Below are 13140 nucleotides of genomic sequence, written 5' to 3'. Positions count from 1 at the left end.
TTAGTGTCGCGACTTGAAGGTCAGCGGCTGGGCATCGGTGCGCGTGGCCGGCGCGGGACCACAGCTGTTGCAGGAGTCGCAGCCATCGCCGCAACTACCGCTGGCGCTCGCCGGCTGGAGCTTGCGGCCCAGGCTGCGCACAAAGGCCGGGCGACCGTCGTGATTGAGGCTGGCCGAGACGCCCGCCATGACGCGGGTGGAGGTCTTGGGAAGCAGCTTGCGGAAGGCAACATAGGCGCTGACCAGCACGGCCACGCCGATGATCGCCGCCTGCACGATCTGGAAAGTATTCACGAGAGTGCCCTCGCGATCTGGTAGGTGGCGAGCGAAGCGAGATAGGCCAAGCCGAACAGGTAACCGGCAGCCACCGCCACGTTGCGCCAGGAATTGGTTTCGCGGCGGATCACCGCCAGTGTGGACATGCACTGCGGCGCGAACACATACCAAGCCAGCAGCGACAGCGCCGTGGCCAGCGACCACTGGTGCGCGATCACCGGGCCCAGCTGCGAGGCGACGGCATCATCGCTGCCGGACATGGCGTAGACCGTGCCCAGCGCGGCCACCGCGACTTCGCGAGCGGCAAGACCCGGCACCAGCGCGATGCAGATCTGCCAGTTGAAGCCGATCGGCGCGAACACGTATTCAAGCAGGCGACCGAGGCGGCCCGCGAAGCTGTAGTCGATGGCCGGACCGGTGGCACCTTCAGGCGCGCCCGGGAAGCTGGACAGGAACCACAGCAGCACGGTCAGCGCGAGGATGATGCCGCCGACACGCTTGAGGAAGATCAGCGCGCGCTCCCACAGACCGAGCGCGATGTCGCGCACGTTGGGGAAGCGATACGACGGCAGTTCCATGATGAGCGCATGCTCGCTCTTGTCCTTGCGCAGGCGCTTGATCACGAAGGCCACGCCCAGCGCGCTGAAGATGCCCGCGAAATACAGCACGAACAGCACGACACCCTGGAGGTTGAACACTCCCCATACCGTGCGATCCGGGATGAAGGCGGCGATCAGCAGCGTGTACACTGGCAGGCGCGCGGAGCAGGTCATCAGCGGCGCGACGAGGATCGTGGTGAGGCGATCGCGGGGATCTTGGATGCTGCGCGTGGCCATGATGCCGGGGATGGCGCAGGCGAAGCTCGACAGCAGCGGGATGAACGCCCTACCCGTCAGGCCGACGCGGAACATCATCTTGTCGAGCAGGAAGGCCGCGCGCGGCAGGTAGCCGGATTCCTCGAGCACGAGAATGAAGAGGAACAGGATGAGGATCTGCGGCAGGAACACCAGCACGGCACCCAGGCCGGCGAACACGCCGTCGTTGAGCAGGCTGTGCAGGGCACTGTCTTCAGGCATCGTGCTGGTGACCAGCGTGCCGAGTCCGGTCACGCCGGCCTGGATCGCATCCATCACCGGCTGCGCCCAGGAGAACACGGCCTGGAAGATCATGAACATCAGCACCGCGAGGATGCCCAGGCCGAACACCGGATGCAGCACCCAGCGATCGATGGCATCGTCGATGGCCACGTTGTCGCGCGCCGTGGTGACCGTGGCGGCGAGGATCGCGCGCACTTCGGCGTGGAGCTGATCCACGTCGGCCTGGTCGACCGGCGACGGCTGGATGTCCGGCACTTCGCTGTCGATGCGCTCGATAAGGCCCTTGGCACCGCCGCGCTTCACCGCGATGGTCTCCACCACGGGCACACCGATACGACGCGACAACGCGGCCACGTCGATGTCGATACCGCGACGACGCGCGGCGTCCATCATGTTGAGCGCCAGCACCATCGGCCGACCGAGGCGACGCACTTCGAGGACGAAGCGCAGGTGCAGGCGCAGATTGGTGGCGTCAGCGACGCAGACGATCAGGTCGGGCACCGCTTCGCCGGGGTAGCGACCCAGGCAAACGTCGCGGGTGATCGCCTCGTCCGGGCTGGTCGCGTCGAAACTGTAGGCGCCGGGGAGATCGAGTATCTGCAGCGTGCGGCCCGACGGACCGACGAAGCGGCCCTCCTTGCGCTCCACCGTGACACCGGCGTAGTTGGCCACCTTCTGGCGACCACCGGTGAGCTGGTTGAACAGCGCGGTCTTGCCGCAGTTGGGGTTGCCGACGAGGGCAACGCGCAGGGTGGCGGCGCTCATGCGGCCCCCTCCACGCTCACTTCCACGCGCTCGGCCTCGTTGCGACGCAGCGCGAAGCGCGTCGAACCGATCTGGATGAGCAGGGGATCGCCGCCCAGCGGGCCCCGGGCGACCAGGCGCACCGGTTCGCCAGCAACGAAGCCCAGGTCACGCAGGCGCTGCGCGATCGGGTCGGCGGGATGGGCATCAGTGACAGTCTTCACCACGGCTTGGGCACCTTTCGGCGCGTCTGACAGGCGCACTGGGCATACTCAAATAAGAACTGTTCGCATCATACGCCCTTGGCCCGACCCATGCATCCCGCACCCGGGTGCGGCAATCCGGCGAGCGTTTATCATCGGTGGTTTCGTACAACGGAGTTCGTCGCATGTCCGCAGTGGAGTTGAGCCGTTCGGGTGCCGTCGCCCGCCTGACGATGAACCGCCCGGAGGTCCACAACGCCTTCGACGACGCCCTCATCGCCGATCTCACGCGGGCGATCGACGAACTGGACCGCGACGACGGCGTGCGCGCCGTGGTGCTTACCGGCGAAGGCGCAAGTTTTTCCGCCGGTGCCGACCTGAACTGGATGCGCGGCATGGCCAAGGCCAGCGAGGAGGAAAATCGCGCCGATTCGCTGCGTCTGGCCCGCCTGATGCGGCGTCTCCAGTTTCTGTCCAAGCCGACCATCGCCCGCGTGAATGGCGCGGCCTTCGGCGGTGGCGTCGGCCTCGTGGCCTGCTGCGACATCGCCATCGCCGCCGACGGCGCGAAGTTCGCCCTGTCCGAGGTGAAGCTGGGCCTGGTGCCCGCCGTCATCTCGCCTTATGTCATCGCCGCGATCGGGCTGCGCCAGGCGCGCCGCCTGTTTGTCACGGGCGAGATCTTCGGCGCAGCGCATGCCTTGTCCATCGGCCTGGTGCACGAGACCGTGAGTGCGGAAGCCCTCGATGGCGCCGTGGAACGCGTCGTCGGCCTGCTCGGCAAGGGCGGCCCGGTGGCGCAAGACGAGGCGAAGCGGCTGGCCCTGGCCATGGGCGGCATGACCGAAAAGGACATGGAAGCCGTGGATGAGCGCAACGCCAGCCTCATCGCCCGGCTGCGCGTCTCGTCCGAGGGCCAGGACGGGCTCTCGGCCTTCCTCGACAAGGGACTGCCGGCATGGCTGCACTGAGGAGCCCGCGCATCCGCGGCACGGTCGCGCTGCTGGCGCTGCTGTGCGCCCTGCCCATCCACGCCTCGGCGCTGTCGGAACGGATCGACCAGCAACTCGCCCAGCCCCGCTTCGCGGGCGCCTCGTGGGGTATCAAGGTCGTCTCGCTCGATGACGGCCACACCGTCTACGAACACGACGCCGGCCGCCTGCTGCTGCCGGCCTCCACCGCCAAGCTCTATACGGCCGCCTTCGCGCTCGACCGGCTGGGCCTGGATGGGGTGACGCATACCGATGCGGTCGCATCCGGCAACGTGACACGCGGACGGCTCCATGGGCCCCTCGTGCTCCGCGGACGTGGCGATCCGACACTGGCCGGCACCGACTGGGCGGACACCCTCGCGAGCCAGGTCGTGGCGCACGGCATCCAGCGCATCGATGGCGGCATCGTGGGAGACGACACCGCATTCACCGGTCCGCCGCATGGCAGCGGCTGGGAGGTCGACGATCTGCAGGCCTACTACGGCGCGTCCACGGCCGCCCTCGACATCGACGAGAACACGATGGTGGCGGACATCTCCGCGCAAGGCGTTCGCATCACGCCGAACGACGCGGCGATCGCCCTGGCGGGACAGCCGGCCGACATCCTGCAGGTCTATCGCGAACCGGGCAGCGCCACGGTGCATATCCTGGGCGGCGTGGCGCAAGGTGCCCCGGCCCGGCGACTGGCACTGTCCTTGCCCGATCCCGCCCTGACCGCCGCCCGGCGGCTTCAGGCCGCTCTGGAACGGCAAGGCGTGCGCGTCGATGGCGAGGCTCGCAGCCTGCGCTGGCCGGTGCCACCGCCCAGCGGCGACGTCGTGGGTACGGTGCCCTCGCCACCCATCGCCGACATCCTCCGCAGCGGGCTCAAGCGTTCGCAGAACCTCTATCTACAAAGCGTGTTCCTGCTGACCGGGCTGGCGGCCACGGACCAGACGGCGCCGCGTGCGGAAGACCGCGCGGCGCAGGCCTTGTCCACATGGCTGGAAGGTCACGGCATCGCGCCGTCCGAGACGATGCTGGTGTAAGGCACGGGACTCTCGCGGCACGACCTCACGACGGCGGCATCGTTGACACGCCTGCTGGCAATGATGGAAGCGTCACCGCAGGCCGCGCTATGGCGAGGGCTACTGCCGGTGGCCGGCGTGGACGGCACCCTGGCCCATCGCATGAACGACACCGCCGCGGCGGGCAATGTGCAGGCGAAGACGGGCAGCATGAGCTTCGTCAACGTGCTGGCGGGTTACGTCACCACGAAGAGTGGGCAGAAACTGGCCTTTGCCATCGTGTTGAACAATTACCGGGCGCCAGCGGGTGCGTCGCCGGTGTCTGCCGAGGTGGATGCCTTGGCGGTGATGTTGGCGGAGGCCAGCGATCGGCTCTGAGGGGTCGCGCGCAAGCGCGCTCAGACGCGCTCTTGTAGGAGCGCGCTTGCGCGCGATCCACGACACCTCACCCCAGAAGCTGGGGCAGATCCTTCCCGATCTTCTCCGGCGTATCCGTCGGGGCATAACGCTCCACCACGTCGCCGTCGCGGTTCACGAGGAACTTGGTGAAGTTCCACTTGATGCCCTCAGTGCCCAGCAGGCCCTTCTTGCTGGACTTCAGCCACTTGTAGAGCGGATGCGCCTTGTCGCCGTTGACGTCGACCTTGGCGAACATCGGAAAGCTCACGTCATAGGTGAGCGAGCAGAAGTTGCGGATCTCGGCCTCGTCGCCCGGCTCCTGATGGCCGAACTGGTCGCAGGGGAAACCGAGCACGTCGAAGCCCTGCGCGGCGTAGTAGCGCTGGAGTTCCTCCAGGCCCTTGTACTGGGGCGTGAAGCCGCATTTCGAAGCCACGTTGACCACCAGCAACACCTTGCCCTTCCATTCGGCCAGCGAGCGCTCGTTGCCGTCGATGTCGCGGGCGGAGAAGTCGTAGATGGTGGTCATGCGGGTCCTCGTCAGTCCATGGGATGGCCCTCAGTCTACGCCGGTCGCCGCCGTCGATGGACCCGCTTCGGCTACCATGGACGCCTTTCCGGCCAAAAGACCCGAACCGTGATCCGCTTCGCCGCCGCCTCCAAGTCCTATCGCGTGGACGGGACACCCGTCCCTGCCCTGCATCCTGTCGACCTGGAGATCGCCAAGGGCGAGGTGTTCGGCATCATCGGCCATTCGGGTGCCGGCAAATCGACCCTGCTGCGCCTGATCAACCTGCTTGAGCGCCCTACGTCCGGCCAGGTGCTGATCGACGGACGCGATGTCACCCATGCCGACGGCGCCGAACTGCGTCGCCTGCGTGCGGGCATCGGCATGATCTTCCAGCACTTCAACCTGCTGTCCTCGCGCACGGTGGCCGACAACGTGGCCTTCCCCCTGCGTCTCCAGGGCGGCATCGGCGAAGACGAGATCCAGCGCCGGGTGGACGAACTGCTCGCCCTGGTCGGCCTTTCGGCGCACGCCCGCAAGTATCCCGCCCAGTTGTCCGGCGGCCAGAAGCAGCGCGTGGGCATCGCGCGCGCACTGGCCAGCCGCCCATCGATCCTGCTCTGCGACGAGGCCACCAGCGCGCTCGATCCGCAGACGACCGCGTCGGTGCTGGAACTGCTGGCGGACATCAACCGCCGCCTGGGGCTCACCATCGTGCTCATCACGCACGAGATGGACGTGATCCGCCGCGTCTGCGATCGCGTCGCCGTGCTCGACGCCGGACGGGTCGTGGAGCTCGGCACCGTGGCCGATGTGTTCCTGCATCCGCAACACGAGACGACGCGTCGCTTCGTCGCCGAGGCCGACCATCGCGAAGGCAGCGGCCCCGAGTATCCGGGCGTGCCGGGACGCCTGTTCCGCCTGTCGTTCCGGGGCGAGGCCACGTACTCCCCATTGCTGGCCCGCGTGGTGCGCGACACCGGTATCGAATACAACTTGCTGTCCGGCCGCATCGACCGCATCAAAGACACCCCTTACGGCCAGCTCACCCTGGCCATGCACGGTGAGCGCCTCCATGACGCGCTCATCCAGATCCGCAACGCCGGCGTCGACATCGAGGAAGTGGCCCGATGAACCTCATGCAGACCCTGTTTCCCAATATCGACTGGCCGGAAATCGCCCGCGCCTGCCTCGACACCCTGCTGATGCTTGGTGGCTCGCTGCTGTTCACCCTCGCGCTGGGCCTGCCGCTAGGCATCTGGCTGTTCCTCACCGCGCGCGGCCAGTTGCATGCGCAGCCGAAGCTCTATGGCGTGCTCTCGCTGGTGGTGAACGTGCTGCGTTCCATTCCTTTCATCATCCTGATGATCCTGCTCATCCCGGTGACCCAGGTGATCACGGGCGTAAGCATCGGCATCCGCGGCGCCATCGTGCCGCTGGTGATCGGCGCGGCGCCGTTCTTCGCCCGCCTCGTGGAAACCGCCCTGCGCGAAGTGGACCGCGGCGTGATCGAGGCCAGCCAGTCGATGGGCGCCACCACGGGCCAGATCGTCACCCGCGTGCTGCTGCCGGAAGCCCGTCCGGGCCTGATCGCGGCCACCACGGTCACCGCCGTGGCCCTGGTCGGCTATACCGCCATGGGCGGCATCGTCGGCGCCGGCGGCCTGGGTGCGCTGGCCTACCAATACGGCTACAACGGCTACAAGCCCGACTACATGCTGGTCACCGTGGCGCTGCTGGTGGTGCTGGTGCAGGTGCTGCAGATGCTCGGCGATCGCCTCGTGGCCCGCTACAGCCGTCGCTGAATCCACCCGCCGGATGCTTTTTGCATCCGGCGGTATAGATGTCTATGCTGGCGCACCGCAACATTCCGCCACGGACGTCCCGCCATGAAGAAGCTCCTCCTGCCCCTCGCCGCCTCCCTTGCCCTGCTGCTGGCGGGCTGTTCGGGCGGTGACGCTGGCAAGTCCGACGCAGGAGCTTCGCTCACCGTGGCGGCCACGCCGGTGCCGCACGCCGAGATCCTCAAGGAGATCAAGCCCCTGCTCGCCAAGGAAGGGGTGGATCTGGAGATCAAGGTGTTCACCGACTATGTCCAGCCGAACATGCAGGTGGACCAGAAGCAGATCGACGCGAACTTCTTCCAGACCGAGCCCTACCTCGACGCCTTCAACAAGGAGCGCGGCACGCACCTGGTGAAGGTAGTGGGCGTGCATATCGAGCCGTTCGGCGCCTATTCGCGCAAGTACACCTCGATCGACCAGTTGCCGGACGGCGCCGATGTCGTGATCCCGAACGATCCCAGCAACAACAGCCGCGCGCTGCTGCTGCTCGCCAAGCACGGGCTGATCACGCTGAAAAACCCGAACGACCGTCTCGCCACGCTGAAGGACGTCGCCAGCAACCCGAAGAACCTCAAGTTCCGCGAGCTGGAAGCCGCCATGCTGCCGCGCGTGCTCGGCGAGGTGGACCTGGCCCTGATCAACACCAACTACGCCCTCACCGCCAAGCTCAACCCGACGAAGGACGCGCTGCTTATCGAGGACAAGGATTCGCCGTACGTGAACTTCCTGGTGACCCGTGCGGACAACAAGGACGACCCGCGCATCCAGAAGCTCGCCAAGGCGCTGACCTCGCCGGAAGTGAAGGCCTTCATCGAGAAGAATTACGGCGGCGCGGTGCTGCCCGCCTTCTGATCTACCTGTAGGAGCGCGCTTGCGCGCGATGGGGGCTTGCGACCAGCCCCATCGCGCGCAAGCGCGCTCCTACAAAAACCCTCAGGCAGCCGCAGGCAGATCGAACACCCTGCGCAGATACCCGATGTACTCCGGGTCGTCGCACATGCTCTTACCCGGCGAATCCGAAAGCTTCGCCACCGGCTGCCCGTTGCAGCGGGTCATCTTGATGACGATGTTGAGCGCCTTCGGCCCCACGTCGTTGGTGAGGTTGGTGCCGACACCGAAGGACAGGTTGCAGCGACCTTCGAAGTGCTTGTACAGCTCCATTACCTTAGGGATCGTGAGGCTGTCGCTGAACACCAGCGTCTTCGAGCGCGGATCGACGCGATTGGCCTCGTAGTGCGCCAGCACGCGGTCGCCCCAGATAAACGGATCGCCGGAGTCGTGGCGAGCACCGTCGAAAAGCTTGCAGAAATACATATCGAAATCGCGCAGGAAGGCATCCAGTCCGTAGACATCGGAGAGCGCGATGCCTAGGTCGCCGCGATATTCGCGCGCCCACGCCTCCAGCGCCGCCGTCTGCGAATCGCGCAGGCGCGGCCCCAGCGACTGGAACGCCTGCAAGTACTCGTGGGCCATGCTGCCGATGGGCAGCAACCCTTTGCGCTTGGCGAGCCATACGTTGCTGGTGCCGGCCAGCTGCGTGCCCCACTCCGTCGCCATGATGCCCAGGGCCTCTTCGTGCCATTCGCGCGAAAAGCGACGACGCGTGCCGTAGTCGGCGATGCGGACCTTGCCGTATCCCGGCGTATCGCGAAGCAAGGCAGTCTTCGTCCGCAGGCGCGCCCTGCCCTCGTCCATCGACAGGCCAGGGTGCGCGGCACGGAAATACAGCTCGTTGATGATGGCAAGCAGCGGCACCTCGAACATGATCGTGTGCAGCCAGGGCCCGGAGATCACCAGTTCGATCTCACCTGCCGTCGTCGGCGATGGCGCCACCGTGACGTACTTGGCGTTGAGCTGGAACAAGCCGAGGAAGTCCACGAAATCGCTGTCGATGAAACGCATGCCGCGCAGGTAGGCCAGCTCGTCGTCGGTGAAGCGCAGCGAGCATAGGTGATCCAGCTCCTCGCGAATGCGTCCGATCAGCGGCACCAGGTCGACGCCCTTCGTGCGACAACGGAAGCGGTATTCCACCTGTGCCGCCGGGTACTGGTGCAACACCACCTGCATCATGGTGAATTTGTACAAGTCGGTATCGAGCAACGACTGGATAATCATGCGCTGGCGCCCGTGAGCTGGATCTGCTTGTCGATGGCCTCGACGAAACGGTCGGTGCCGGGCCACGGCGTGATCTTGCCGAGCTTCTTGCCGCGATGGAACACGAAGAACGCGGGGATGCCATGCAAGCCGAAGCGCGTGGCCATCGCGGGGTCGTCGTAGACGTTGTCGTTGAGCCAGCGTACTTCGGGCCACCCGAAGCGCTCGGGGGTCAGCAGGATCTGTCGCTTGGCGATGTCGCAGTTGGGGCAGTCGCGCCCCCAGAGGAACAGGATGACGAGACGGTTGTCGTCGGCCGCAAGGTCGGCGTCGAGCCCGGCGCTGGCGATCCGAGGCATCGGGAAGCGCTCGAAGAACTCGGGTACGGTGGTATCGGCCATGACGGAATCCGTGAACGTGTCGGCATTCCCACATGGGGGCGCCGGGAAGATAATCGAGGGTAACGCGACATGCCGTCACCCGCCAGACAACGAAGGAACCGTGAAATGCGCGCCCTGACCGCCCTTTTCCTCGCCCTGTGCTGCACCGGCGTCGCCGATGCCGCCACCCTCACCATCGACGCCGGCCACGGCCCCCAGGCGCTGACCACGGAGCAGTTGTTGAAGCGCCCTGACGCGCGGGATATCCACGTGACCGGCGACGTGTCCTACCACCAGGACCGCACCTACCGCGCCGTGCCGATGAAGGCCCTGCTGCAAGGCATCCCCGCCGACGCGAACCTGCAATTCGTCGCGGAAGACGGTTTTGCCGCCGACATTCCCGCTGCGCTGATCCTCGACGGGCACGGCGCCGAAGCGTGGCTGGCCGTGGAACCTGCGGACGCGCACTGGCCGCAACTCGAAGGCAAGGACCATGGCGCTGGGCCGTTCTACCTCGTGTGGCTGCATCCGCAAGCCGGCAACATCGGACCGGAACAGTAGCCGTACCAGATCGGCACGGTGAAGGTGATGCCCGGCCCCGCCGAACGGTTTCCTGCGATGAATCCGGCGGCGAACGCCAGCGCGAAGGTGAAGCACGGTTTTGCCGTGTTCCAGCGCAACTGCATCACCTGCCATACGCTCAACGGCCAGGGCGACGCGAAGGTGGGGCCGGATCTCAACATCCCGTACAGCCCCACCGAGTACCTTCAGGCGGGCTATCTGCGCAAGCTGGTTCGTAATCCGCAGGATTTGCGCCACTGGCCGCAGGCGAAGATGCCTGCGTTCCGTGCGGACGTGCTATCCGACGCGGATCTGGACGACCTCGTGGCCTACCTGAAGCACATGTCGGGCCGAAAGGCGAAGCCCTGACCCTCGAACCACCGGCTGTTGTTGTAGGAGCGCACTTGTGCGCGAACCCTCAACACATCATTGAACGAATGAGGCTTTGCAGTGATCGGGGCGAGGCTTTAAAGCTCGCAGGATCATCACAAGGCCTCATTCGCCATGGGAAACCCTGAGGGTTCGCGCACAAGTGCGCTCCTACAGGCGCGCGGGAATCATCTGAGGATTCGCGCGCACGTGCGTTACAGGGCGTCGGGCTCGGCCACCAGCTCGCTCGAGGCGCGATTATAGATGGACATGTCGAGGATGCCGCGCTCACGGGCGACCAGCACGGGCACGACCATCTGGCCGGTCACGTTGGTCATGGTGCGCATCATGTCGAGGATGCGGTCGATGGCGACGAGGTAGCCGATGCCTTCCAGCGGCAGACCCGCCGAGCTGAGTACCAGGGTCACCATCACCGTCGCGGTGCCCGGCACGCCGGCGGTGCCGAACGAGCCCAGCACCGAGGCCAGCAGGATGATCAGGTACTGCGCGGGTTGCAGGTCGATATGGAAATACTGCGCCACGAACACCGACGAAATCGCCGGATAGATCGCGCCGCAACCGTCCATCTTGATGCTCGCGCCCAACGGCACGGCGAAGGCGGCGTATTCCTCCTTCACGCCCAGGTTGCGCACCACGCTGCGCAACGCGATCGGCATCGCGGCGAAGCTCGACGACGAGGTGAAGGCCACCTGCATCGCGGGGAAGGCCGCGCGGAAGAACTTCCACGGGTTGAGGCCGTGCGATAGCAACAGGCCGCCGTAGACGAAGACGATCTGCAACACGCAGGCGAGATAGAGCGCACCGACGAAGGCCGCCAGCGGAAGCAGCTTCTCGAAACCGTAGCTGCCGACCAGGGCGGCGATGAGGCCGAAGGTACCGATCGGCGTCACTTCCAGTACGAACCGGGTGACCTGGATCATGCCGTCGTTGGCTTCGTTGGCGAGCGCACGCAGGCGTGCGGACTTCTCGCCGATCTTCACCAGCGCCAGACCCAGCAGCCCGGCGAAGAAGATCACCTGGAGGATCTTGCCTTCGGAAAGCGCCTTGAACGGGTTGGCGGGCACGATATCGAGCAACACCTTCACCGGCTCGGGCACCTCGCGCGGCTTCCAGTCGACCGGTGCGGTCAGGCCCTGCACGCCCAGTCCCGGCTGGGTGACGTGGGCCACGAGCAGGCCAACCAGCACGGCCAGCGTCGCCGTGGCGGCGAACCAGAGGAAAGTACGCGAGCCCAGGGCCGCGACGTCCTTCACCCCATGCAGGCTGGAAACGCTGTGCAGCACCGCGAAGAACACCAGCGGCACCGCGATCATCTTGATGAGCGTGACGTACAGCGTGCCGAGCGGACCGAACCACTCCGCCGCCTGCGGGCCGACCAACCAGCCGACAAGCGCGCCGAGCACGAAACCGGCGGCCACTCGTTTCCAGAAGCGTATGCGCAACCAGGATTGAACCAGGGACATGATGGAACCTTGCCAGTGCAATGGTTCACGATACAACGCTCATCGACCCAGGAAAGGGGTGCCGTCGAACGCTGTGTTCCCCCAGGTGAACGACGATGCGGCGTCAGCCCTTGACTTCCTGGGTATTCGCAGCGTTGCGAAGCCGCTCCAGTTCGCGATTCCGTGGCTCCGGCGCCATATCGGCGAGGCGCCGCACCGCCGCGAAGAATACCGGCCACTGCCGTCCCGATTCGGCGAACAAGGTCGCGAAGGACGCCGTCCAGCCGTCGTAGAGCCCGAACGGCAGCAGGCGCGCGTTGTTCAGCGGCCTCGACATCCAGCGATCGTAGCGGCGATCGCCGCCGGCGGGGCCGTCGCGCCAGGTGAGGTATCGGCCGCGGAAGTCCTCGAATTCCTCCGCCTTGGCAACGCGCTTCGCCGCATCGTCGCCCTGCCCCGCGTAGATGGCCTTCAGACGATCACGCAAGGCGAGCACCTGGGTGGTGAAGTCGCGCTCCAGGGCATCGCCCTTGTCGTTGGGTGCCGGAAGCCCCTTCGACGCGCGCCATTCGCGCACGCCCTCGTGCTCGACGAAGGTGGCGTAGGACTCGTTGAACGCCGAGTCGTTCTTCACGTAGATCTTCTGGTGGGCCAGTTCGTGGAAGATCGTGCCGGCCAGCGTGTCGTCGTCCCAGCGCAGCATGCTGCTCAGCACGGGGTCGGCGAACCAGCCCAGCGTGGAATAGGCAGGCACCTCGCCGATGGACACGTCGTGGCCGAGCGAACGTTCGCGCGCGGCCTCGCGGTCGGCGAGGTCCTTGCGGAAGTAACCGCGGTAGGCGACGCATCCTGCGATGGGGAAGCAATGGGTGACGGCGGAGATCGACAACTCCGGGGTCGCGAAGACATTCCACGCCACCCAGGGCCGATCCAGCGCGACGAAATAGGTGTAGCTGCGGTTGTCCGGCAGGTCGAGGCGATCCGAGGCGAACCGCCGCGCTTCGCGGGCGAGCTCGAGCTTGCGTCGGGTGGCGTCGGGCGTTTTCGGATCGGCCACCACCGTGTCGATGGCGCGACGATGGACGACGAGCGACGCCTGCCCATGCGCGACGTGCGCGTAATAGCCGAGCGAACGGCATCCGGCCAGCAGGGCGACGAGGGCGATCAACACGATGCGCATGCCCGGCATTGTGCCGGGCATGC

General features: G+C 66.2%; 14 protein-coding genes and 1 pseudogene. 7 read left to right on the top strand and 8 right to left on the bottom strand.

Annotated elements, in window-relative coordinates; translation table 11 throughout:
• From GAK28_RS02450 to GAK28_RS02440, 3 genes are read right to left on the bottom strand one after another with little or no spacing between them, the layout of a single operon-like run.
• Positions 1–294: a DUF6587 family protein gene (locus GAK28_RS02450; protein WP_291774607.1), complete on the bottom strand. Its 294-nt coding sequence runs from the start codon at positions 292–294 to the stop codon at positions 1–3.
• Entirely contained in the window at positions 291–2138 is a 1848-nt protein-coding gene (gene feoB / locus GAK28_RS02445; RefSeq protein ID WP_291774604.1) for a ferrous iron transport protein B, read from the bottom strand. Before feoB ends, GAK28_RS02450 begins: the two co-directional genes overlap by 4 nt.
• Complete coding sequence (locus tag GAK28_RS02440; protein WP_291774601.1) at positions 2135–2380, bottom strand: FeoA family protein; 246 nt, start codon at positions 2378–2380, stop codon at positions 2135–2137. The genes feoB and GAK28_RS02440 overlap by 4 nt, the downstream gene beginning before the upstream one ends.
• Positions 2381–2505: 125 nt before the next feature.
• Here GAK28_RS02440 and GAK28_RS02435 point away from each other — a divergent pair, with 125 nt between their 5' ends.
• Positions 2506–3291: an enoyl-CoA hydratase-related protein gene (locus GAK28_RS02435; RefSeq protein WP_291774598.1), complete on the top strand. Its 786-nt coding sequence runs from the start codon at positions 2506–2508 to the stop codon at positions 3289–3291.
• Positions 3279–4697 (top strand): annotated as a pseudogene (gene dacB / locus GAK28_RS02430) (D-alanyl-D-alanine carboxypeptidase/D-alanyl-D-alanine-endopeptidase). Before GAK28_RS02435 ends, dacB begins: the two are co-directional and overlap by 13 nt.
• Before the next feature lie 67 nt (positions 4698–4764).
• Here the strand turns inward: dacB and GAK28_RS02425 are convergent.
• Positions 4765–5247 (bottom strand): glutathione peroxidase, encoded by a 483-nt coding sequence (locus GAK28_RS02425; protein ID WP_291774596.1) that lies wholly within the window; start codon positions 5245–5247, stop codon positions 4765–4767.
• A gap of 108 nt (positions 5248–5355) precedes the next feature.
• On the opposite strand from GAK28_RS02425, the gene GAK28_RS02420 reads away from it, so the two are divergent.
• From GAK28_RS02420 to GAK28_RS02410, 3 genes are all read left to right on the top strand, one after another.
• Positions 5356–6360 (top strand): methionine ABC transporter ATP-binding protein, encoded by a 1005-nt coding sequence (locus tag GAK28_RS02420; protein WP_291774594.1) that lies wholly within the window; start codon positions 5356–5358, stop codon positions 6358–6360.
• Positions 6357–7031 carry a methionine ABC transporter permease gene (locus GAK28_RS02415; protein WP_291774592.1) on the top strand — a complete coding sequence of 225 codons (675 nt, stop codon included), beginning with the start codon at positions 6357–6359 and terminating at the stop codon, positions 7029–7031. The genes GAK28_RS02420 and GAK28_RS02415 overlap by 4 nt, the downstream gene beginning before the upstream one ends.
• 84 nt (positions 7032–7115) lie before the next feature.
• Positions 7116–7922 carry a MetQ/NlpA family ABC transporter substrate-binding protein gene (locus GAK28_RS02410; RefSeq protein ID WP_291774590.1) on the top strand — a complete coding sequence of 269 codons (807 nt, stop codon included), beginning with the start codon at positions 7116–7118 and terminating at the stop codon, positions 7920–7922.
• Between the two features lie 81 nt (positions 7923–8003).
• On the opposite strand, the gene pncB is transcribed toward GAK28_RS02410, so the two are convergent.
• Positions 8004–9185, bottom strand: coding sequence for a nicotinate phosphoribosyltransferase (gene pncB / locus GAK28_RS02405; protein ID WP_291774587.1), 1182 nt, complete (start codon positions 9183–9185; stop codon positions 8004–8006).
• Entirely contained in the window at positions 9182–9565 is a 384-nt protein-coding gene (locus GAK28_RS02400) for a thioredoxin family protein (RefSeq protein ID WP_291774584.1), read from the bottom strand. Before GAK28_RS02400 ends, pncB begins: the two co-directional genes overlap by 4 nt.
• Before the next feature lie 105 nt (positions 9566–9670).
• On the opposite strand from GAK28_RS02400, the gene GAK28_RS02395 reads away from it, so the two are divergent.
• Together GAK28_RS02395 and GAK28_RS02390 are read left to right on the top strand one after the other, a co-directional pair.
• On the top strand, positions 9671–10105 hold the full coding sequence (locus GAK28_RS02395) for a hypothetical protein (protein WP_291774583.1): 435 nt from the start codon (positions 9671–9673) through the stop codon (positions 10103–10105).
• 27 nt (positions 10106–10132) lie between these two features.
• Positions 10133–10474, top strand: coding sequence for a cytochrome c (locus GAK28_RS02390; protein WP_291774581.1), 342 nt, complete (start codon positions 10133–10135; stop codon positions 10472–10474).
• A gap of 215 nt (positions 10475–10689) precedes the next feature.
• Here the strand turns inward: GAK28_RS02390 and GAK28_RS02385 are convergent, their stop codons facing one another.
• Together GAK28_RS02385 and GAK28_RS02380 are read right to left on the bottom strand one after the other, a co-directional pair.
• Positions 10690–11958, bottom strand: coding sequence for a dicarboxylate/amino acid:cation symporter (locus tag GAK28_RS02385; RefSeq protein WP_291774578.1), 1269 nt, complete (start codon positions 11956–11958; stop codon positions 10690–10692).
• Between the two features lie 103 nt (positions 11959–12061).
• The gene (locus GAK28_RS02380) at positions 12062–13138 is read right to left on the bottom strand and encodes an aminopeptidase (RefSeq protein ID WP_291774575.1); all 1077 of its coding nucleotides are present in this window, start codon (positions 13136–13138) and stop codon (positions 12062–12064) included.
• Positions 13139–13140: the final 2 nt, after the last annotated feature.

It is taken from the genome of Luteibacter sp. (assembly GCF_009912395.1).
Taxonomy (GTDB): domain Bacteria; phylum Pseudomonadota; class Gammaproteobacteria; order Xanthomonadales; family Rhodanobacteraceae; genus Luteibacter.
This window is presented reverse-complemented; position numbering and strand designations above follow the sequence as displayed.